The following is a 21107-nucleotide window of genomic DNA, read 5'->3' on the forward strand; positions in this document are numbered from 1 at the left end:
CGGTGGGATCAGGCGCGTTTCTGGAAGCGGGCGTAGTAGAAGCCATCGTGATCGGTAGGCAGACCCGATGGCGAACCGGTTGGCAGGCTGGCCGTTTCAGGCGCCTTCGTACCGGGCAGCAGTTGTCCCGGCGCTTGCAATCGTATCGCATCTGGTAGCTGCGCACCAAACCAGAGCGCCTGCTCCTCGCCTTCCGTTGGGAAAATAGAACAGGTCACGTACACCAGGATGCCGCCCGGCTTCAGCAGCGGCCAAAGTTGAGACACGATGCGACGCTGCTCATTGACGAGGCGCGCGATATCTGTCTCGCGGCGCAGCCAGCGGATATCGGGATGGCGCCGCACGATGCCCGACGCCGAGCACGGCACGTCCGCCAGGATGCGATCGAACGGCTGGCCGTCCCACCAGTCCTGGGGCCGGCTCGCGTCGCCGACGATCACGTTGGCGCGCTGGCCCAGGCGGGCAAGGTTTTCGTGGATGCGGGCGGCGCGTTGCGCGTCGCTCTCCACGGCGGTGACGTCGATGTCGGCCAGCTCCAGCAGGTGGCCGGTCTTGCCGCCGGGGGCCGCGCAGGCATCGAGCACGCGCATGCCATCAGACAATTCGCAAAGGGGCGCGGCCAGTTGCGCGCCGGCGTCCTGCACCGACACATCGCCTTCGGCAAAGCCGGGCACCTGCGAGACCGGGAACGCGCGGACCAGCCGCACCGCCTGCTCGCCCACGACCGTGCCGGCCATGCCGGCGTTGGCCAGTTCAGTCAGATATTCCGGCACCGACATGCGCTGCGTGTTCACGCGCAGCGTCATCGGCGGCCGGGCGTTGACGCTCTCCGCCAACGTAGTCCACTGGTCCGGGTACGCCTTGCGCAGCTGCGCCAGCCACCAGGACGGCAGGTTGTAGCGCGCTTCCTCGTCCTGGTTGACGGTCTGCATCAGTTGCTGACGTTCACGCAAAAAGCGGCGCAGCACCGCGTTCACCAGGCCGCGCGCGTGGGCGGTCTTCGGCTCGGATGCGGCCGCGCTGACGGCCTGGTCGACCACGGTGAAATCGCTGTAGCCACCGCGCCCGACCTTGCTGGCATCGCCCTCCTCGCCTTCCAGCAGCAGCGCCAGGGCCACGGCCAGCAGGGAATCGACGAGCGCGCCGGGCGGGCGCGTGACCAGTTCGGTGACCAGCGCGCGCGTGGTGCCGAACTGGCGCACGGTGCGATAGGCCAGGTCCTGCACGGCGCCGCGCGTGGCGGCGTCGCGCACGCGGTCGAGCCGCAGGTGCGTGGCGACGTCTTCGATGGCCTGCGGCAGGGCCGTGCCTTCATTGACGCCGCGTACCGCCGCGGCGGCGCCGAGCATCTGGAAGGCAAGTGAATCGTGTTGCAGGCGCATGGAATACGAGAATTCTGAAAATGCTATGAATGACAGTGACCGGCACGGCGTGCCGATCACAAAAAAAGCCCGCCGGTTCCGGGGAACACAGCGGGCAGTTTACCCGGACTCGGGGCGCGCGGCCGGCCTCAGGCGGGATAGGTGCCCGTCTGCGCCATGTGCATCAGCCGCGCAACGCGCTCCTCGGTGGCCGGGTGGGTCGAGAACAGGTTGGCGATGCCGCCGCCCGAGAGCGGGTTCATGATCATCATCTGCGCCGTGGCCGGGTGCGCCTCGGCGGCCTGGAACGGGATACCCTGCGCGTAGCGGTGGATCTTGTCCAGCGCGCTGGCCAGCGCCTGCGGGTCGCCGCTGATCTCGGCGCCGCCCCGGTCGGCCTCGAATTCACGCGCCCGGGAAATCGCCATCTGGATCAGCGAGGCCGCCAGCGGGGCCAGGATCGCCACGGCGATGCTGGCGATCGGATTGGACCGATTGCCGTTCTCGTCGCGCCCGCCGAAGAACATCGCCATGTTGGCCAACGCCGAGATCGCACCGGCCATCGTGGCCGCGATGGTCGAGGTCAGGATATCGCGGTGCTTCACGTGCGCCAGTTCGTGCGCCATCACGCCGCGCAGCTCGCGGTCAGACAGCACGCGCAGGATGCCCGTGGTGGCCGCCACCGCCGCGTGCTCGGGGTTACGCCCCGTGGCAAACGCGTTCGGCGCGTCCTCGTTGATCAGGTACACACGCGGCATCGGCAGCCCGGCGCGCTGGGACAGCTCCTGCACCATGTTGTAGAACTGCGGCGCCGTGCCGGCGTCCACTTCCTGCGCGTTGTACATGCGCAGGACCATTTTGTCCGAGAACCAGTAGGAAAAGAAATTCATGCCCAGCGCGATCAACAGCGCGAACATCATCCCGCTGCGGCCCCCGATCATGCCCCCGATGACGATGAACAGCGCCGTGATGGCGGCCATCAGCATGAAGGTCTTGACCCAGTTGAACATGGAAAAGTCTCCCAAATCGACAATCGACGTACATCCCCGCGTACCCGCCCCTGCGGGACGCGTTGACGGTTAGATCGGGACCGATTGCCGGAAATTCAATGTCCGTAGCAGGGTTTTTGCAGACGGATGAGGAGATTGCGTCACGCCGGCACGAGGCAGCGCGTGCCCGGCGGCAGCGGCTGGCCCTGCAGGAACTGTTGCGCCGGCTGGCGGCGGCCGCCCGGCTTCTGGAGTTCGGTGACCTGGAGCGCGCTGCCCTCGCCGCAGGCGATGATCACGCCGCTGGCGTCGGCCGCCAGCACAGTGCCGGGCGGGTGCGGCAGCGGCGTCGAGCTGGCCAGCGGCAGCGCCTGCCAGCACTTGATGACGGTGTCGCCCACCTGCACCGTGGCCCCGGGGAAGGGGTTGAAGGCGCGCACCTGGCCAGCCAGCGCCGTGGCCGGGCGGCGCAGGTCGAGCGGGGCTTCATCCTTGGCGATCTTCTCGGCATAGGTCACGCCGGCCTCGGGCTGGGGCGTGGCGGCCAGCGACTGGCCGGCCGCCAGTTGCTGCAGCGCCGCGACGATCATCCGCCCGCCCAGCGCCGCCAGCGTGTCATGGAGCGTGCCGGTGGTGTCCAGCGGGCCGATCGGCACGGCCTCGCGGGAAAGCATGCCGCCCGTGTCGAGCCCTTCGTCCATCTGCATCAGCGTGATGCCGGTCTCGGCATCGCCGGCCTCGATGGCACGGTGGATCGGCGCCGCGCCGCGCCAGCGCGGCAGCAGCGAGGCGTGGATGTTCAGGCACCCATGGCGCGGCAGCGTCAGCACCTCGGCCGGCAGGATCAGGCCGTAGGCGGCCACCACCATGACATCGGGCGCCGTGGCCGCCAGCGCATCGACGGCCGCGCCGGCTTCCTCGGGATATTTGCCCTGGCGGCGCAGCGAGCGCGGCTGGAGCACCGGCCCGAGGCCGGCATCGAGCGCAAACTGTTTGACTGGGCTGGCCTGCAGCTGCATGCCGCGGCCCGCCGGGCGGTCCGGCTGGGTCAGCACGGCCACCACCGGGAAGCCTGCGGCGTGGATGGCCTCCAGGGCGACGCGCGCGAATTCCGGGGTGCCGGCAAAGGCAACGCGCAGTGGCTGGGCTTGGGTCATGGCAGGGTTCCGCGATAAAAACGCCACCGGCCGCATGGTGGCGGCCGGGTGCATTGGGTGCTTCGGAGGGGTTAACGATAGCAGACGGCGCCGGCGCGGCGGCACCGCTGTTACATCCGCGAACGGACGCGCTTCTGGAGCTTCTGCTTGATGCGGGTGACCTTGAGCGGCGACAGGTACTCGACGAACACCTTGCCCATCAGGTGATCCATCTCGTGCTGTATACATACAGCGAGCAGATCGTCGGCATCGAGTTCGAAGGCTTCGCCCTTTTCGTTCAGCGCGCGTACGCGCACGCGGTCCGGGCGCTCCACGCGGTCRTAGACCTCGGGCACGGACAGGCAGCCCTCTTCCCAGACCTTGCGGTTGTCGCTGGCCCAGACGATTTCCGGGTTGATGAAGACCTGGAGGGCGTCGCGCGTCTCGGAGAGGTCGATCACGATCACGCGCTCGTGCACATCCACCTGCGTGGCGGCCAGGCCGATGCCCGGCGCTTCGTACATGGTTTCGGCCATGTCGCGCACCAGCGTGCGGATGCGGTCATCCACCACCTCCACGGGCTTGGCCACTTTGTGCAGGCGGGGATCGGGGTAGGTGAGGATGTCGAGTTTTGCCATGATGCTCGGGCGCAACGCCAGGTGCTGTCTACTGCCCGGCCGCGTTGCGGCGACGGGTGTTTACATGCAGAATCGGGGCGCAAGTACAAAAAATCAAGGCGGGCCGCAGCAGGCACGCTCTCTAGGGTCAATCCGGTCGCTACACCGACCGGTTCACGAAAATGCGCGATCTTACCAAAGAACAAGCGGCGTCGGGCCGCAGGCTGCACGCGTTCACCCTTCTCATGCTAAGTGTCGCCGGCATCACTGCCGGGGCGGGCATGACCGTCCAGGCCGCAGACCTCAGTGTCTCGCCGGCGCAGCAGGCGCAAGCCGACCGGACGGCACAGCAAGGCATTCCAGTTGCCGATCTGGCGCCCAGCGCGCCGGGCCAGTACACGGTGCGCTCCGGCGACACCCTGTGGGGCATCTCGGGCCGCTTCCTGCGCCAGCCCTGGCGCTGGCCCGAGCTGTGGGGCATGAACAAGCAGCAGATCCGCAATCCCCACCTGATCTATCCGGGCCAGACCCTGTATCTGGTCACCCGCGATGGCCGCGCCTACCTGAGCACGACCGCACCGGGCGGCGCGAGTGGCGATGGCCGCCTCTCGCCGCGCATGCGGGGCGAAGGCGCCGATGGCGACGCGATCCTGAGCATTCCGGCGGCCGACATCGAGCCGTTCCTGATCCGCCCGCTGGTGGTGGACAAGGACACCGTCGATACCTCGGCGCGCCTCGTGGCCCTGCCCGATGCCCGTGTCTACATGGGCCGTGGCGATACCGGCTACGCGCGCGGCATTGGCCCCGGCGATGCCTCCATCGGCAGCGACTGGCAGGCCTTCAAGCCGGCCTTGCCGGTGCGTGATCCGATCACCAACAAGGTGATTGGCTTCGAGGCCGAATACCAGGGCAGCGTGCGCGTCTCGCGTCCGCCCGAGGGCCCGGACGCCGTGACCACGGTGCAGGCCACTCAGTCGCTGCAGGAAATGGGCCCCGGCACACTGCTGCTGCCCCAGCCCCCGCGCGAGCTGGTGCGCTATGTGCCGCACGCGCCCGAGACCGACGTGAATGCCCGCATCGCAGCCGTATATGGCGGCGTGCAGTACGGCGGCGCCAAGCAGGTGGTGGTGCTGAACGTGGGCACCGATGCCGGGCTCGAGCCGGGCCATGTGCTGGCGCTCTCGCGTGACGGCGGTCTGGTCAAGGATCCGACGGACAGCAATCGCACCATCCGSCTGCCCGACGACCGKTACGGGCTGGCCTATGTGTATCGCGTGTTCCCGGGTATCTCGTACGCGCTGGTCACCGATGCCACGAACCTGATGAAGGTTGGCGACATCGCCACGACGCCACGTTGACCGGTTGGCGCGCGCCGGAGGGCGCGCAAGTCTCCGGGCCGGCCCTGGGCAAGGATGCGGGGCTGGCCGACGTTGCGGCGTGGCTGCGGCTGATCGCCACGCCAGGACTGAGCGCAGCGGCCGCGCGCCGGCTGCTGGGCGCGTTCGGCCTGCCGTCGGCGGTGCTGGCGCAGCCCGCTGCCCGACTGCATGGGCTGGTGCCGCCCGCCATCGCCCAAATCCTGACCGCCCCGCCCGATGCCACGCTGGCCGCGCTGATCGCGCGTACCGAGGCATGGCTTGCCGTACCCAACCATCACCTCGTCACGCTCGCCGATAGCGATTACCCGGCGCGGCTGCTCGACCTCGCCGATCCCCCGCTCCTCCTCCACGTCAATGGCCGGCGCGATGCGCTGGCAGCGCCGTCCATCGGCATCGTCGGCGCGCGCAAGGCCACCGTGCAGGGGGCGAAGGACGCCCACGCGTTTGCCGCTGCCCTGTCCGGGGCGGGATTCACGGTGGTGTCCGGCCTCGCGCTCGGTATCGATGCAGCGGCCCATGCGGGGGCGATGTCCGGCGCCGGCGGCACGATTGCCGTCATCGGCACGGGTATCGATGTGGTGTATCCGGCACGCCATCACGCGCTGGCGCATGAGATCGTCGACCGAGGCGGCGCCATCCTCAGCGAATTTCCCCTTGGAACGCCGCCGGTGAGCCACCACTTCCCCAAGCGGAACCGGCTGATCGCGGCACTGGGCCAGGGCGTGCTGGTGGTCGAGGCGGCCGAGCGGTCGGGGTCGCTGATCACGGCGCGGCTGGCGTCGGAGTTGGGGCGCGAGGTGTTCGCGATACCCGGGTCGATCCACGCGCCGCTCTCGAAAGGCTGTCACCGGTTGATCCGGCAGGGCGCCAAGCTGGTGGAAAGCCTCGAGGACATCGTGGAGGAGTTTCCCGACCTCGCCCCGTCATCGGCCAGACCCGCCGGGGCGGAGGTTGCCGACCCCCGCCCGACCCCCGCCGACGCATTCGGCGCCGCCCTCGCCTATGATCCTGTGACACTMGACGCCTTGTGCGCCTGCAGCGGAATGTCGGCGGATGCGGCGTCGGCAGCGCTTTTACAGCTGGAACTGGCCGGCGCGGTGGAGCGATTACCGGGCAACCGCTACCGGCGGCTCGGGTAAGGGGCGCCAAACTCTATACAATCTGCCGGCAATTGCCGCGGCTGGTGCCGTAGGCTGCTCATGTTTTCGACTGCCATGACCGTTTACTTTCCCGAACAAGACGCCGCGGCGCTGCGCCAGGCGTTGGCCGCGCGGCCAGCGGGCCGGCTGGTGGCCTGCCTGTGCGCSGACTGGTGCGGGACGTGCAAGGACTATATGAGTGGCTTTGCGGCGCTGGCAGCGCGMTATCCCGGCGACTGCTTTGTCTGGATCGATATCGAGACCCACGCCGACCGGCTCGGCGAGGACATCGACATTGAGAAYTTTCCGACGGTGCTGATCCAGCCCGTGGCCGGCGGCGATCCGCATTTTTACGGCACGGTGCTRCCTCATCTGGAAGTGTTGGAGCGAATGCTGGACCGTGGGGCGTCGATGCCCGCGGCCGCATCGGAAATTCCCGAAGTGCTCGACTGGTTACTCGAGAGCCACCCCGGCTGATGYCATGTGCTGCCTGAGCCTCAGGCGGCGTTTGCTTGCACCGCCGACGGATGCGCGCTTATTATTGGCGCCTCAAAGCCCAGGCGTGCTGTTTACATAATTAGCAGTGCCAATCAAGAGGCGCTGGCTTCCCCTGGAGGGGGCCGTGCCGCAAGGACCCGTTCAATGTCTAAAGCCCTCATCATCGCGGAAAAGCCATCGGTCGCCGCCGATATCGCGCGCGCCCTCGGGGGCTTTACCAAGCACGACGAGTACTTCGAGAGCGACGACTACGTGCTGTCTTCGGCCGTGGGCCACCTCGTGGAGATTGCCGCGCCGGACGACTACGAGGTCAAGCGCGGCAAGTGGAGCTTCGCCAATCTGCCGGTGATTCCGCCGCACTTCGACCTGCGCCCGATCCAGAAGACCGAATCGCGGCTGAAGGTGCTGAACCGGCTGATCAAGCGCAAGGACGTGACCGGCCTGATCAACGCCTGCGATGCGGGGCGCGAGGGGGAACTGATCTTCCGCCTGATCGCGCAACAGGCCAAGGCCAAGCAGCCGGTGCGCCGGCTGTGGCTGCAGTCGATGACGCCGCAGGCCATCCGCGACGGGTTTGCGCAGTTGCGCGACGACCTGGAAATGATGCCGCTGGCYGATGCCGCGCGCTGCCGGTCGGAGGCCGAYTGGCTGGTCGGCATCAACGGCACSCGGGCGATGACCGCGTTCAACAGCAAGGGCGGCGGTTTCTTCCTGACCACGGTGGGCCGGGTGCAGACCCCGACGCTGTCGATCGTSGTGGAGCGCGAGGAGAAGATCAAGCACTTCGTGGCGCGCGACTACTGGGAAGTGCACGCCGAGTTCATCGCCGCCAAGGGCCTGTACGAGGGCCGCTGGTTCGACCCGAAGTTCAAGAAGAACGAGTTCGACCCCGAGGCGCGCGAGGCGCGCCTGTGGAGCGAGGCCGAGGCCAAGAGCATCGTRGCCGCCTGCCGCGACAAGCCGGGCACCGTCACCGAGGAATCGAAGCCGTCGACGCAGCAGTCGCCGGCACTGTTCGACCTGACCACGCTCCAGCGCGAGGCCAACTCGCGTTTCGGCTTCTCCGCCAAGAACACGCTGGGTCTGGCCCAGGCGCTGTACGAGAAGCACAAGGTGCTGACGTACCCGCGTACCGACGCCCGCGCGCTGCCCGAGGACTACCTGGAGACGGTCAAGGAGACCATGGGCATGCTGGCCGACAGCTCGCCCAACTACCTGACCCACKSCAAGAAGATCCTGGCCAGCGGCTGGGTGAAGCCGAACAAGAAGATCTTCGACAACAGCAAGATCAGCGATCACTTCGCCATCATCCCGACGCTGCAGGCGCCCAAGAACCTGTCCGAGCCCGAGCAGAAGCTGTATGACCTGGTGGTGCGCCGCTTCCTGGCGGTATTCTTCCCGGCTGCCGAGTTCCAGGTGACCACCCGTATCACCGAAGTGGCCGGCCATCACTTCAAGACCGAGGGCAAGGTCCTGGTCAACCCGGGCTGGCTGGTGATCTATGGCCGCGAGGCGCAGGGCAAGGACGACAAGGACGCCAACCTGGTGCCGGTGGACAAGGGCGAGCGCGTCAAGACCGACAAGGTCGAGTCCGTCGGCCTGACCACGCGCCCGCCGGCGCGCTACAACGAAGCCACGCTGCTCTCGGCGATGGAAGGCGCGGGCAAGCTCGTCGACGACGACGCGCTGCGCGAGGCCATGGCAGGCAAGGGCCTCGGCACGCCGGCCACGCGCGCAGCCATCATCGAAGGGCTGCTGACCGAGAAGTACCTCGTGCGCGAGGGCCGCGAACTGATCCCGACCGCCAAGGCGTTCCAGCTCATGACGCTGCTGCGCGGCCTGGGCGTGCTCGAACTGACGCAGGCCGAGCTGACCGGCGAGTGGGAGCACAAGCTGTCGCAGATCGAGCGCGGCCGGCTCAAGCGCGACGAATTCATGCGTGAGATCGCGCAGATGACGCAGCAGATCGTCAAGCGCGCCAAGGAATACGACAGCGACACCATTCCGGGCGACTACGCCACGCTGGACACCCCGTGCCCGCAGTGCGGCGGCCAGGTCAAGGAAAACTACCGCCGCTTTGCCTGCACCGCGTGCGAGTTCTCGATCAGCAAGATCCCGGGCGGCCGCCAGTTCGAGATCGAGGAAGTCGAGGAACTGCTGCTGAAGAAGGAAATTGGTCCGCTGCAGGGCTTCCGCAGCAAGATGGGCCGGCCGTTCGCGGCCATCCTGAAGCTGGCCAAGGGCGACGACGGCAACTGGAAGATGGAGTTCGACTTCGGCCAGAACGACGATGACGCCGATGGCGAGCCGATCGACTTCAGCGCCCAGACCCCGGTGGGGTCGTGCCCGAAGTGCAGCGGCGCGGTCTACGAGCACGGCATGAAGTACGTCTGCGAGAATGCCGTAGGCAGCGAGAAGACCTGCGATTTCACCACCGGCAAGATCATCCTGCAGCAGGAAATCTCGCGCGAGCAGATCGGCAAGCTGCTGACGGCCGGCAAGACAGACCTGCTGACCGGCTTCAAGTCGTCCCGCACGGGCCGCAACTTCAAGGCGTTCCTGGTGAAGCAGCCGGACGGCAAGATCGGCTTCGAGTTCGAGGTACGTGAGCCGAAGGCTGGCGCCAAGGGCGCCGCAGCCAAGACCGCCAAGGGGGCCAAGGCCACTGAAGCGGCCGAAGGTGCCGAGACCGAAGCCGCCACGGCCAAGCCGGCGGCGAAGAAGGTAGCCGCGAAGAAGGCGCCCGCCAAGAAGGCTGCAACGAAGACCGCGACCAAGACCGCCACCGCCAAGACCCCGGCCGCCAAGAAGACCCGCGCCGCCACCAAGGCGACGGCCGACGCCGAAGAGTAATTCCGCGCACGGCGTTCACCCCTCTCCCGGCATGCGGAGGGGGGKKTCGAACCTTTCTTATTTCCCCTACTTCTGTCCGCTGGCTTCGCCGGCCCGCTTCGTGCCTTCCTCGAGCAGGAAGTCGATGAAGGCGCGCACCTTGGTCGGCAGGAACTTSCGGCTGGGGTAGACCACGCTCACGTCGCGGCGCGGCAGTTGGTATTGGGGCAGGATGTGCGTSAGGCGGCCGGCTTCGATGTTGGGCCGGGCSAGRTAGGAGGACAGCATGGCGATGCCCATATTGGCCAGCGCGGCCTGGTGGGCCAGTTCGGCGTTGCTGCACAGCAGGCCCGGCCGGATCGCGACCGTGACGTCGCCTTCGGGGCCGGAGAGCGTCCATTCGTGCTCGGCCGTCGGCAGCCGCATGGCGATGCAGCGGTGGTTGGCGAGGTCCTGGGCATTACGCAGCGGTGGGTGCGCGCGCAGGTAGCCGGGCGAGGCACACAGGATGACTTCGGCCGAAATCAGCGGCCGTGCCACGAGGTGCGAGCCGAGACCCAGGTCGGACAGCATCACACCAACATCCCGGCCTTCTTCCACGATATCGACGATACGGTCCGAGAGCAGCACGTCGAACACCACGTCCGGGTAGMGCTGCTGGAAGCGTTCCAGGGTCTGCGGCAGCAGGTGGAGGCCGAACATGACCGGCGCCACCAGCCGCAGCGTGCCCGAGAGCGACTGGCTGCGCGCCGTGACCACCGATTCGGCTTCTTCCACATCCTCGAGGATCTGGCCGCAGCGCTGGAGGTAGGTTTCGCCGGCGTCCGTCAGCGAGAGGCTGCGGGTGGTGCGGTTCAGCAGCCGGGTGCCCAGGTGGCTTTCCAGGTCCGCCACATAGCGCGTGACCACGGCATTGGACATTTCCAATTGCTGCGCCGCACGTGCAAAACTGCCAAGTTCCACCACCTTGGCGAAGACGCGCATCGATTGAAGYCGATCCATGACATAGTCTCCCGATTCACCCGTGAACTTTTACACGATCCGGGGGATTTATTGTGAAAAGCACAATCAATCATTGTGGATGGCAATATTTATTCATATCAGGGGAATGCCTAATATCGCATCACCTGATGCCGCATCGCAACATCCACATTCCGAGCGCCGGCATCCACGAAAAACGAAAGGATTTGCCATGAAGCGCCAATTTGCCCTGACCGTTGCCCTGGTTGCCGCCCTCTCCGCCGCCCCGGCGTTCGCCAAGACCTCGTTCGACCCGTACACCGACGGCGCCAAGTCCACCAGGTTCGACTCGTTCACCGACGGTGCCCGCACCGGCAAGTTCGATTCGTTCGGTGAAGGCGCCCGCACTGGCAAGTTCGACTCCTTCGGCGAAGGCGCCCGTGCTGGCAACTTCGACGTCTACACCGACGGCGCCGCGCTCTGATCTGAGCCCGCCAGTCGCCAAAAAGCCCGTACCTGACCGGTACGGGCTTTTTGTTTATGCGCGCGATGTTTGCTGCGCGCCATGGAAAAACGGGCCCGAAGGCCCGTTTTTTCGTTWCCCGCCAAYGACTTAGTCGTCGTGGCGATGGCCAYGGYGGCGATGCTTGCTCTTCTTGTAGTAGCGGCGATCGTCGTCGTASGAGTTGCTGCGCGAGACGTTGCCGCCCAGCGCCGCACCGGCCGCGCCGCCCAGGCCCGCACCCACCAGGCCGCCCGTACGGCCGCCCATGGCGTTGCCGGCCGCCGTGCCGGCGCCGCCGCCCAGGGCGCCGCCGATGATGGCACCGGTGCGTTCGCGCTTGCTGGAGGTCAGCGCGCCGCCGGCGCCGCCGCCCACCGCGCCGCCGATCACGGAGCCGGTGCTGCCGCCCAGCGCGCCGCCCACGGCAGCGCCAGCCACGCCGCCCAGACCACCGCCGAGTGCATTGTTCAGGTCACCCCCTGCAAACGCCGGCAGCGCAGCCGCGGAGAGGGCAAGGGCCAGAGTGAGGGTGCGAAGATGGCGAGACATCGTGTTTTCCTTTATCAGTCGTGCATCTGGAACCGGAGTGTAGAGAACGAGCCGTGCCGTTGCTGTAACCAGTTGTGAGGCCCTGTAACCCGCTCCAGAAACGGTATCTATTGGTTAAAAATCGCGGTGTAAACACAACACCCGATTACCGGGGATGAAAAAAGCGACCCCGTAGGGTCGCTTTCGTCACGTCATGATGGATGACGTCAGCAGCACTTGCCCTGCCCGCCGCCGTACCGCGCTTCCTGGCGTTCGCGGAAGAATTCCTCGTACGTCATCGGCGCGCGGTCCGGGTGGGTGGACTCCATATGGGCCACGTAGGTCTGGTAGTCRGGCAGCCCGACCATCAGCCGCAGCGACTGGCCGAGGTAGCGGCCCATGGTCCCGATTTGRTCCAGCATGGTGGCCTCCTGTGGATGGCGATTGGGTTGCGTACTCAGTGCTGCGCGGCCGAGGTGCCGGCCGGCAGCGGCTCGAACGGCGTCTCGCTGTCCGTGCGCTTGGTGATGCCGCGTGCCGCCATGGCCGTCTTGAAGCCATAGAAGACAATCGACAGCACCACGAACATGAACAACGCGCACAGGCCGGCGTCCAGGTAGTCGTTGAAGACGATGCGGTGCATCTGCTCCATCGTCTTGGCCGGCGCCAGGACCTTGCCCTGGGCGATGGCGTCGCTGAACTTGGCCGCGTGGGTCAGGAAGCCGACCTTCGGATCGGCATCGAACAGCTTCTGCCAGCCGGCGGTCAGCGTGCAGATCAGCAGCCACACGGTCGGCAGCGCGGTCACCCACGCGTACTGGCCGCGCTTCATCTTCACCAGCACGCAGGTGCCCAGCACCAGTGCCACGGCAGCCAGCATCTGGTTGGAGATGCCGAACAGCGGCCACAGCGTGTTGATGCCGCCCAGCGGATCGACCACGCCCTGGTACAGGAAGTAGCCCCAGGCCGCCACGGTCAGCGCGGTGGCGATCAGGTTGGCCGGCAGCGAGTCCGTGCGGCGCATGGACGGCACGAAGCTGCCCAGCAGATCCTGCAGCATGAAGCGGCCGGCGCGGGTGCCCGCGTCCACGGCGGTCAGGATGAACAGGGCTTCGAACAGGATGGCGAAGTGGTACCAGAACGCCATCATGGCCTGGCCGCCCACCACCTGGTGCAGGATGTGGGCGATACCCACGGCCAGCGTCGGCGCACCGCCGGCGCGCGAGATGATCGTGTTCTCGCCGACATTCCTGGCGGTCTCGATCAGCACGTCAGGGGTGATGACAAAGCCCCACGTCGACACGACCTGGGCCACGGCTTCCGGCGTCGTGCCGATCACGGCCGCCGGGCTGTTCATCGCGAAGTACACGCCCGGCTCGATCACCGAGGCGGCYACCAGCGCCATGATGGCGACGAAGGACTCGGCCAGCATCGCACCGTAGCCGATGAAGCGCGCGTGCGACTCGTTCTCCAGCAGCTTGGGCGTGGTGCCCGACGAGATCAGCGCGTGGAAGCCCGACACCGCGCCGCAGGCGATGGTGATGAAGAGGAACGGGAACAGGTTGCCCGACCACACCGGCCCGCCACCCTGGGCGAACTGCGTGAACGCCGGCATCTTGAGTTCCGGCGCGACGATCACGATGCCGATGGCCAGCGCGATGATCGTGCCGATCTTCAGGAACGTGGACAGATAGTCACGCGGCGCCAGCAGCAGCCACACCGGCAGCACGGCGGCGATGAAGCCGTAGATGATCAGCATCCACGTCAGGGCCTTGCCGTCGTAGGTGAACAGCGGCGCCAGCGTGGCGCTCTCGTGCACGTACTGGCCGCCGATGATGGCCAGCATCAGCAGCACGAAGCCGATGACGGAGACCTCGCCGATACGGCCCGGGCGGATRTAGCGGGTGTAGATGCCCATGAACAGCGCGATGGGGATGGTCACCGCCACAGTGAACGTGCCCCACGGCGAGCCGGCCAGCGCCTTCACCACGATCAGCGCCAGCACCGCCAGGATGATGATCATGATCATGAAGCAGCCGAACAGCGCGATCATGCCGGGCACCGTGCCCATCTCGGACTTGACCAGGTCGCCCAGCGAGCGGCCGTCGCGGCGCGTGGAGATGAACAGGATCATGAAGTCCTGCACCGCCCCGGCGAACACCACGCCGGCCAGGATCCACAGCATGCCAGGCATGTAGCCCATCTGCGCGGCCAGCACCGGGCCGACCAGCGGGCCGGCGCCGGCAATCGCGGCGAAGTGGTGGCCGAACAGCACCGCCTTGTTGGTCGGCACGTAGTCCAGGCCGTCGTTGTGGCGCCACGCGGGCGTCATGCGTTTGGGGTCGAGCTGCATCACCTTGTCGGCGATGAAGCGGCTGTAGTAGCGGTACGCGATCAGGTAGATGCAGAGCGCGGCAACCACGATCCACAGTGCACTGACGGCTTCCCCGCGCGACAGCGCGACGGTGGCGAAGGCAAACGCGCCGAGCACGGCGACGGCCAGCCACAACAGGTGTTGTCCGATGCGATTCATGTTGAAGGGTCTCCTCAGACCGGATATGAAAAACCTGGCGACGCGGATGGCGGGCAGAGTGGGTGGTGCCGGGGCGGCGGCGGACGATCCTGCGAGGAAGGGGGGTCTCCTGGATGTCTGCGGCGTGCCCGGTCTGTTCTCGTCTGTTCCGGATCTGGTCGGCAGGCAGGAGCGCACCGAACCGTGGGCGCGGCGCGCTGACTGCAACGGATTGTGCAGCGCAGGGGCGCACCGCCAATCCGGCGTGTAGTATTGACACCCGCTCCAGCCGGCACAAGCGCGTAACTACGCAACGGGCTTGCGTAGTACTACGTAAGGCCACGCTGCCATGCGGCCTCGCCGGCCTCGGTGTTTACCCCCGATCCAGATGAAACTCCGCCAGAAGATCCTGTTGCTCGCCGTGGCGCCGCTTGCGGTGGCCATGTTCGGCATCGCCTTGGCCGTGCGCTATCAGGCCACCGCGCTGGCCCGCCACGAGCGCGCGCTGGTGGAGGCGGCCTACCTCCAGAGCAAGGAAGTGGAGCTGCGCCACTACGTGGAACTGGCGCAGAGCGCCATTGCGCCGATGGTCGATTCCGGCCGCAACGATGCCGAGACCCGCCGCGCCGCCATGGAAGCCCTGGCGCGGCTCGACTACGGCCCGGACGGCTACTTCTTCCTCTATGACCTCCAGGGCCGCAACCTGATGCACCCGCGCCAGCCCGAACTGGTCGGCCAGGATTTGTGGCTGATGCGTGACCCGCAGGGCGCGCTGACCATCCAGCAGTTGATCATGGCGGCCAAGGCCGGCGGCGGCGCCGTGCGCTACCAGTGGAAGAAACCGTCCTCGCAGCAACTCGCCCCGAAGCTYGGCTACGTCGTGGCCGTGCCGGCGTGGAACTGGATGCTCGGCACCGGCATTTATCTCGACGATGTGGAGCGTACGCTACGTCAGCTCGATGCCCGGGCCGAGACCGACATCCGYGAGACCATGGCGTGGATCGGCGTGATTGCCGGCATCAGCATCCTGCTGGTGGCGGCGAGCGGCCTCGCCCTCAATGTGAGCGACCACCGCGAGGCGGACGCCAAGCTCCATCAGCTGGCCCGGCGCGTGGTGCAGTCGCAGGAGGAGGAGCGCGCGCGACTTTCGCGCGAGCTGCACGATGGCATCAGCCAGTTGCTGGTGTCGGTGAAGCTGGTGCTCGAGGCCGCCACGAACCGCCTGAAGCTGGCGCCGACCGAGGGCGCCTCGGTGGCGCCCGTGCTGGGCATGGCGCTGAACCGGCTCGACTCGGTGTTCAACGAGGTGCGACGGGTGGCGCGCAACCTGCGCCCCGCCCTGCTCGACGACCTGGGTTTGTTCGCCGCACTGCAGCACCTGGCGCGCGAGATGCAGGCCGGCAGCACGCTGGAGATCCACGTCACCCAGACCGGCCAGCCTTGTGAACTGGCCGACGAGCAGGCCACCGCGCTGTTCCGCATCGCCCAGGAGGCGCTGACCAACGTGGAGCGCCACGCGCATGCGCGGCGTGTGGAGGTGGCGCTCACCTTTGAAGACAAGCTCACGCGGCTGACGGTGCGTGACGACGGCACGGGCTTCGACGTCGCCCGCATGCAGTCAGACCCGCAGCGCGGCATCGGGCTGCGCAACCTGCGCGAGCGCATGGCTGCGCTCGACGGGCAGTTTGTGCTGAGTTCCTCGCCGGCCGGCACCCGGCTGGTGGCCACGCTGCCCACGCGTCTTCCAGCCCAACCGCCCGCCCCAGCCCCCGTATCGGAAATTTCGCAGTCATGACCGCTTCGCACGACGACGCCACGACCTCCCCGGCGTCTCCCTCSGCCCCCGCACTCGCCACGCCGGCCCGCGTGCTGTTGATCGACGACCACGCGCTGGTGCGCGACGGCATGCGCATGCACCTGACGCTCCAGCCGGGGCTCGAAGTGGTGGGCGAGGCCGATGACGGCGAGGCGGCGCTCGGCTGGCTGGCCGCCGCCGGCCCCGGGCGGCGCCCGGACCTCGTGATCACCGACATCGGCATGCGCGGCATGGGCGGCATCGCGCTGGCTGGCGCGCTGCACGACCGCTATCCGGAACTYGCCGTRCTGATCGTGTCGATGCACGACAACCTCGAGTACGTGCGTCAGGCGATGCGTGCCGGCGCSCGCGGCTACGTGCTCAAGGACGCCCCGGCCGACGAATTGCTGGCCGCCATCCAGGCCGTGCTGGCCGGGCGCGTGTTCTACAGCGCCCGGATCGCGCGCGGCATGGCCGAGCAGACCGTGGGACCGGTGGACGCGCTCACGCCACGCGAGCGAGACATCCTGGCCGGCATCGGCCGGGGGCTGGCCAACAAGGAAATTGCCGCGCAACTCGGCGTGTCGGTGCGGACGGTGGAGACCCACCGCCTCAACCTCAAGCGCAAGCTCGGCATCGAGGGCCGCGCCGGGCTGGTGAAGTACGCCGTGCAATCGCTCGCCGGCGAGCAGGACGGCAACTAGCCCTTCTCCCCCGGCTTTTCCTCCGCCTTCCCAGCTTCTTTCCTGCCATCCGACTGCGGCCTGCCGCACGCGGAATCGGGTATCCCCTACATTGTTGGCGCGATGCCTGTTGCCTAACATTCAGACAACTGAAGGTCGGGGGAAATGTCTCATATTGTCCGCACGTGCATGCTGCGGACCCTTCCCACTGCCTCGCGCTACCTCTTTCCTTCCACTGTTCTCAACCGTGCGTGCAGGCGCCTTGCCTGCGCGCGCGGGTGTCCGTGCGGTTCGTCGATTGGTTCATCCAATACAGATAATGGGGAGACAGTCATGGCAGCAAGGCAGAAAGGCAGCGCGGTATCGCGACGCAAGTTCATGGGTGGTGCCGGCGCCGCCGCCGTGGGCACCGCGACGATGGGCTTCCCTGCCATCGTCAAGGCGCAAGGCCCCGTGACGATGCGTTGGCAGAGCACCTGGCCCACCAAGGATATTTTTCACGAGTTCGCGGGTGACTTCGTCAAGAAGGTCAACGACATGTCCGGCGGCGAACTCAAGATCGAGYTGCTACCGGCGGGCGCCGTGGTCAAGGCGTTCGACCTGATCGACGCCGTCAGCAAGGGCACCCTCGACGGCGGCCACGGCGTGATTGCCTACTGGTACGGCAAGAACTCGGCGCTCGCGCTGTGGGGCTCGGGGCCGGCCTGGGGCATGGACCCGAACATGCTGCTGGCCTGGCACAAGTTCGGAGGCGGCAAGGAGCTGCAGGAGGAGATCTACCGCAGCCTGAACCTCGACGTGGTGTCCTTCCTCTACGGTCCCATGCCCACGCAGCCGCTGGGCTGGTTCAAGAAGCCGATCACCAAGCCAGAAGACTTCAAGGGGCTCAAGTTCCGCACCGTGGGGCTGTCGATCGACATCTTCACCGGGCTGGGCGCGGCCGTGAACGCGCTGCCCGGCGCCGAGATCGTGCCGGCACTGGACCGTGGCCTGCTGGACGCCGCCGAGTTCAACAACGCGAGTTCGGACCGCGCGCTGGGCTTCCAGGATGTGTCGAAGGTCTGCATGCTGCGCAGCTTCCACCAGTGCTCGGAGCAGTTCGAGATCATCTTCAACAAGAAGCGCTACGACGCCCTGAACCCGAAGCTGCGCGCGCTGATCGCCAACGCCGTGGACGCGAGTTCCGCCGATATGTCGATGAAGGCCATCGACCGYTAYTCGAAGGACTACCTGGCGCTGCAGCAACAGGGCGTGAAGTTCTACGCCACGCCCAACTCGGTGCTGCAGGCGCAGCTCAAGGTCTGGGACGACATCGTGGCGCGGAAGGAGAAGGAGAATCCGATGTTCAAGAAGGTGAACGATTCGATGAAGGCGTTCGCGCAGCGCAGCACGCGCTGGCAGAACGACACCAACGTCGACTATCGGATGGCGTCTTCCTACTACTTCGCGCCGAAGAAAGGCTGAGTTCGAGGCTGGGTCCACGCTACAAGGCAGGCGGCGGGCGCGCATGATGGCGCGGGCCCGCCGGCGGCCGTCTTCCTCACCGTTCCCTGAAAAGGCATCTCCGTGCAAAAGCTCCTGTTCGGGATCGACAGGATCAGCACCTTCGTCGGCCAGACCGCGTCGTGGCTGATCGTCGCGCTGACACTGATCATCAGCTACGAGGTTTTCTCCCGCTACGCCTTGGGCACKCCCCATGCGTGGGTGTTCGACGTGAGCAACATGCTCTACGGCGCGCTGTTCATGCTGGCCGGCGCCTACACGCTGGCCAAGCGCGGTCATGTGCGCGGCGACATCCTCTACGGCTTTCTCTCGCCACGCGCGCAGGCAGGCATCGACCTCGTACTTTATTGTCTTTTCTTCTTCCCCGGCGTGATCGCACTGGCCTGGGCCGGTATCGACTTCTTCGAGGTCTCGTTGGCGCAGAACGAGCATTCGTCGATCGCGGCAGACGGGCCGCCCATCTACCCGTTCAAGGCCATGATTCCCGTGGCGGGCGCCTTCCTGCTGCTGCAGGGCGTGGCCGAGGTGATCCGCTGCGTGGTCTGCCTGAAGCAGGGCCGCTGGCCGGCGCGCGAGGATGACGTGGAGGAAGTGGATGTGGACAAGCTGCGCCAGATGGTGAGCAGCGAGGACGTGCTGGCGACACCCGCGTCGCCAGTCGAGCCCGCACCGGCCAAGACTTCGGAAAAATACGAGGGCATCGCGCGATGAGAAAGGAACTGTGGTTCGGCCTGTCGCTGATGATATTGATTGTCGGCGCCGTGTTCGTGTTCATGCCATCGCCCGCGGACTGGACGAACGGCCATCTCGGGCTGCTGATGCTGGCGCTGATCGTGGTGGCGATCATGCTCGGCTTCCCGACCGCCTTTACGCTGATGGGCATGGGGGTGCTGTTCGCCTGGCTCGCGTACCGGCACGCCAATCCCGAGATCGCCGTGGAGCAGACGCTGGACCTGATGGTGCAGCGGGCCTACGCGGTGATGACCAATGACGTGCTGATCTCGATCCCGCTGTTCGTGTTCATGGGCTACCTGGTGGAGCGCGCGAACCTGATCGAGAAGCTGTTCCGCAGCCTGCACCTGGCGCTGGCGTGGATCCCGGGCTCGCTCGCGGTGGCCACGCTGATCACCTGCGCGGTGTTTGCCACGGCCACGGGCATCGTCGGGGCGGTGGTCACGCTGATGGGGCTGCTGGCGTTCCCGGCCATGCTGCGGGCSGGGTACAGCACGTCGGTCTCGGCCGGCGCGGTCACGGCGGGCGGGTGCCTGGGCATCCTGATTCCGCCATCGGTGCTGCTGATTGTCTATGGCGCCACGGCCGGGGTGTCGGTGGTGCAGCTCTACGCGGGCGCATTCTTCCCCGGGCTGCTGCTGGCGGGGCTCTATATCGTTTATGTGATTGTGCTGGCGAAGCTGCGGCCGGCGCTGGCGCCGCCGCTGTCGGCCGAGGAGCGCGTGGTGCGCCTCTCGCCGATGGCCACCACGCTGCGCGACACCGTGAGCCGGCGCGCCCTGCCGGCGCTGATGGTGGGGCTCAAGGGCCGGCGCAATGTCGATGTGCCGATGCGCGACGTGGCGCGCCAGCTCGGCGTGACGCTGATGCCGGCGGTCTTCGTGGCGGTGTCGATGAGCCTGATGTACGCGGCCGTGACCTCGCCGCTGGTGGCCGCCGGCGCGGGCGGGCTCGAGGAGATGGGCGCGGTGTCGTCGTCATCGTCATCTTCCGAGGGGGAGGCATCGTTCGACAGTCTCCAGGCCCCTCCCGAAGAAGCCAGCCCGGCGGCCGATGCGCTGACGCCGGCCACGCCCGCCGCSCCGCCCATCGCCCAGATGCCGGCCCCGGCACCCGCCGAGGCCAAGCCGACGCTGGCGAAGCCMGCCGCCGATGGGGCAGCCGATGCCACCGCCGAATCCCGACCCGCCCCCACGTGGTTCTGGGTGACGCTGGCCGTGGTGGCGTTGCTGCTGGTGTATTTCTACTGGCGGTTCGACTTCGCGCGGCTCGAGATCTTCAAGATGCTGCTGTCGTCGTTCTTCCCGCTGGCCGTGATGATCCTGGCGGTGCTGGGTTCCATCGTCTTCGGCCTGGCCACGCCCACCGAGGCGGCGGCGGTCGGCTCGCTCGGCGGCGCCCTGCTGGCCCTGGCGTACGGCCAGCTCAACTACGGCGTGGTGCGCGACTCGGTGTTCCTGACGGCCAAGACCAGCGCGATGGTGTGCTGGCTGTTCGTCGGCTCGTCCATCTTCTCCGCCGCCTTCGCCCTGCTGGGCGGCCAGGCGCTGGTCGAGGCGTGGGTACTGTCCCTGAACCTGACCCCGGTGCAGTTCATGATCCTGGCGCAGGTCATCATCTTCCTGCTCGGCTGGCCGCTGGAATGGACTGAGATCATCATCATCTTCATGCCGATCTTCATCCCGCTGCTCGACAACTTCGGCATCGACCCGCTGTTCTTCGGCCTGCTGGTGGCGCTGAACCTCCAGACGGCCTTCCTCTCCCCGCCAGTGGCGATGGCGGCGTTCTACCTCAAGGGCGTGGCCCCACCCCACGTCACCCTGAACCAGATCTTCGCCGGCATGCTGCCGTTCATGGCGATCCAGATCCTGGCGTTGGCGCTGCTCTATATCTTCCCGGGGATTGGTCTGTGGCTGCCGCAGGTGTTGTATCGGTAGG

18 protein-coding genes are annotated in these 21107 nt (G+C 67.0%); 10 read left to right on the forward strand and 8 right to left on the reverse strand.

Translation table 11 applies throughout. The features are described 5' to 3' along the window. Positions 1 to 8: 8 nt before the first annotated feature. From rsmB to def, 4 genes are all read right to left on the reverse strand, one after another. Positions 9 to 1382: a 16S rRNA (cytosine(967)-C(5))-methyltransferase RsmB gene (gene rsmB / locus AB4Z27_RS21995; RefSeq protein ID WP_092290992.1), complete on the reverse strand. Its 1374-nt coding sequence runs from the start codon at positions 1380 to 1382 to the stop codon at positions 9 to 11. Positions 1383 to 1510: 128 nt separating this feature from the next. After that, positions 1511 to 2371 (reverse strand): zinc metalloprotease HtpX, encoded by an 861-nt coding sequence (gene htpX, locus AB4Z27_RS22000; RefSeq protein WP_092290994.1) that lies wholly within the window; start codon positions 2369 to 2371, stop codon positions 1511 to 1513. 140 nt (positions 2372 to 2511) lie between these two features. Further along, entirely contained in the window at positions 2512 to 3507 is a 996-nt protein-coding gene (gene fmt / locus AB4Z27_RS22005; RefSeq protein ID WP_441645260.1) for a methionyl-tRNA formyltransferase, read from the reverse strand. Between the two features lie 110 nt (positions 3508 to 3617). Next, the gene (def, locus tag AB4Z27_RS22010; RefSeq protein ID WP_092290998.1) at positions 3618 to 4124 is read right to left on the reverse strand and encodes a peptide deformylase; all 507 of its coding nucleotides are present in this window, start codon (positions 4122 to 4124) and stop codon (positions 3618 to 3620) included. 161 nt (positions 4125 to 4285) lie between these two features. Between def and AB4Z27_RS22015 the strand changes: the two genes are divergently transcribed. From AB4Z27_RS22015 to AB4Z27_RS22030, 4 genes are all read left to right on the forward strand, one after another. Further along, entirely contained in the window at positions 4286 to 5461 is a 1176-nt protein-coding gene (locus tag AB4Z27_RS22015; protein ID WP_092291000.1) for a LysM peptidoglycan-binding domain-containing protein, read from the forward strand. Next, positions 5458 to 6621, forward strand: coding sequence for a DNA-processing protein DprA (dprA, locus tag AB4Z27_RS22020; protein WP_441645261.1), 1164 nt, complete (start codon positions 5458 to 5460; stop codon positions 6619 to 6621). The genes AB4Z27_RS22015 and dprA overlap by 4 nt, the downstream gene beginning before the upstream one ends. A 75-nt stretch (positions 6622 to 6696) precedes the next feature. Further along, a complete protein-coding gene (locus AB4Z27_RS22025) occupies positions 6697 to 7098 on the forward strand; it encodes a thioredoxin family protein (RefSeq protein WP_149137045.1) in 402 nt (133 codons plus the stop codon). Positions 7099 to 7263: 165 nt separating this feature from the next. After that, entirely contained in the window at positions 7264 to 9972 is a 2709-nt protein-coding gene (locus AB4Z27_RS22030) for a DNA topoisomerase III (protein ID WP_441645262.1), read from the forward strand. 66 nt (positions 9973 to 10038) lie between these two features. Here AB4Z27_RS22030 and AB4Z27_RS22035 read toward each other — a convergent pair whose 3' ends face one another. Then, positions 10039 to 10953: a LysR family transcriptional regulator gene (locus AB4Z27_RS22035; RefSeq protein ID WP_441645263.1), complete on the reverse strand. Its 915-nt coding sequence runs from the start codon at positions 10951 to 10953 to the stop codon at positions 10039 to 10041. Between the two features lie 190 nt (positions 10954 to 11143). Here AB4Z27_RS22035 and AB4Z27_RS22040 point away from each other — a divergent pair, with 190 nt between their 5' ends. Continuing rightward, on the forward strand, positions 11144 to 11395 hold the full coding sequence (locus AB4Z27_RS22040) for a hypothetical protein (protein ID WP_092291006.1): 252 nt from the start codon (positions 11144 to 11146) through the stop codon (positions 11393 to 11395). A gap of 129 nt (positions 11396 to 11524) precedes the next feature. Here AB4Z27_RS22040 and AB4Z27_RS22045 read toward each other — a convergent pair whose 3' ends face one another. The 3 genes from AB4Z27_RS22045 to AB4Z27_RS22055 form a co-directional block, all read right to left on the reverse strand. After that, a complete protein-coding gene (locus tag AB4Z27_RS22045; protein WP_441645264.1) occupies positions 11525 to 11965 on the reverse strand; it encodes a hypothetical protein in 441 nt (146 codons plus the stop codon). A 206-nt stretch (positions 11966 to 12171) separates the two neighbouring features. Continuing rightward, positions 12172 to 12366, reverse strand: a complete 195-nt coding sequence (locus AB4Z27_RS22050; RefSeq protein ID WP_092291010.1) for a YbdD/YjiX family protein — start codon at positions 12364 to 12366, stop codon at positions 12172 to 12174. 35 nt (positions 12367 to 12401) lie between these two features. After that, positions 12402 to 14477: a carbon starvation CstA family protein gene (locus AB4Z27_RS22055; RefSeq protein WP_092291012.1), complete on the reverse strand. Its 2076-nt coding sequence runs from the start codon at positions 14475 to 14477 to the stop codon at positions 12402 to 12404. 367 nt (positions 14478 to 14844) lie between these two features. On the opposite strand from AB4Z27_RS22055, the gene AB4Z27_RS22060 reads away from it, so the two are divergent. The 5 genes from AB4Z27_RS22060 to AB4Z27_RS22080 all read left to right on the forward strand — a co-directional run bounded on the left by AB4Z27_RS22060 (position 14845) and on the right by AB4Z27_RS22080 (position 21106). Further along, complete coding sequence (locus AB4Z27_RS22060; protein WP_441591580.1) at positions 14845 to 16251, forward strand: cache domain-containing protein; 1407 nt, start codon at positions 14845 to 14847, stop codon at positions 16249 to 16251. After that, positions 16248 to 16955 (forward strand): response regulator, encoded by a 708-nt coding sequence (locus AB4Z27_RS22065; protein WP_255370692.1) that lies wholly within the window; start codon positions 16248 to 16250, stop codon positions 16953 to 16955. The genes AB4Z27_RS22060 and AB4Z27_RS22065 overlap by 4 nt, the downstream gene beginning before the upstream one ends. A gap of 312 nt (positions 16956 to 17267) precedes the next feature. After that, positions 17268 to 18398 carry a TRAP transporter substrate-binding protein gene (locus AB4Z27_RS22070; protein WP_092291016.1) on the forward strand — a complete coding sequence of 377 codons (1131 nt, stop codon included), beginning with the start codon at positions 17268 to 17270 and terminating at the stop codon, positions 18396 to 18398. A gap of 102 nt (positions 18399 to 18500) precedes the next feature. Then, positions 18501 to 19148 (forward strand): TRAP transporter small permease subunit, encoded by a 648-nt coding sequence (locus AB4Z27_RS22075; RefSeq protein WP_092291018.1) that lies wholly within the window; start codon positions 18501 to 18503, stop codon positions 19146 to 19148. Further along, entirely contained in the window at positions 19145 to 21106 is a 1962-nt protein-coding gene (locus tag AB4Z27_RS22080; protein WP_441645265.1) for a TRAP transporter large permease, read from the forward strand. Before AB4Z27_RS22075 ends, AB4Z27_RS22080 begins: the two co-directional genes overlap by 4 nt. The last annotated feature ends 1 nt before the right edge of the window (position 21107 follow it).

Source organism: Cupriavidus sp. KB_39 (assembly GCF_052114485.1).
Classification (GTDB): domain Bacteria; phylum Pseudomonadota; class Gammaproteobacteria; order Burkholderiales; family Burkholderiaceae; genus Cupriavidus.

Excerpts from the sequence above, each read along its gene's own strand:
- rsmB (WP_092290992.1), bottom strand. The coding sequence starts at position 1,382 with ATGCGCCTGCAACACGATTCACTTGCCTTCCAGATGCTCGGCGCCGCC.
- htpX (WP_092290994.1), bottom strand. The coding sequence starts at position 2,371 with ATGTTCAACTGGGTCAAGACCTTCATGCTGATGGCCGCCATCACGGCG.
- fmt (WP_441645260.1), bottom strand. The coding sequence starts at position 3,507 with ATGACCCAAGCCCAGCCACTGCGCGTTGCCTTTGCCGGCACCCCGGAA.
- AB4Z27_RS22040 (WP_092291006.1), top strand. The coding sequence starts at position 11,144 with ATGAAGCGCCAATTTGCCCTGACCGTTGCCCTGGTTGCCGCCCTCTCC.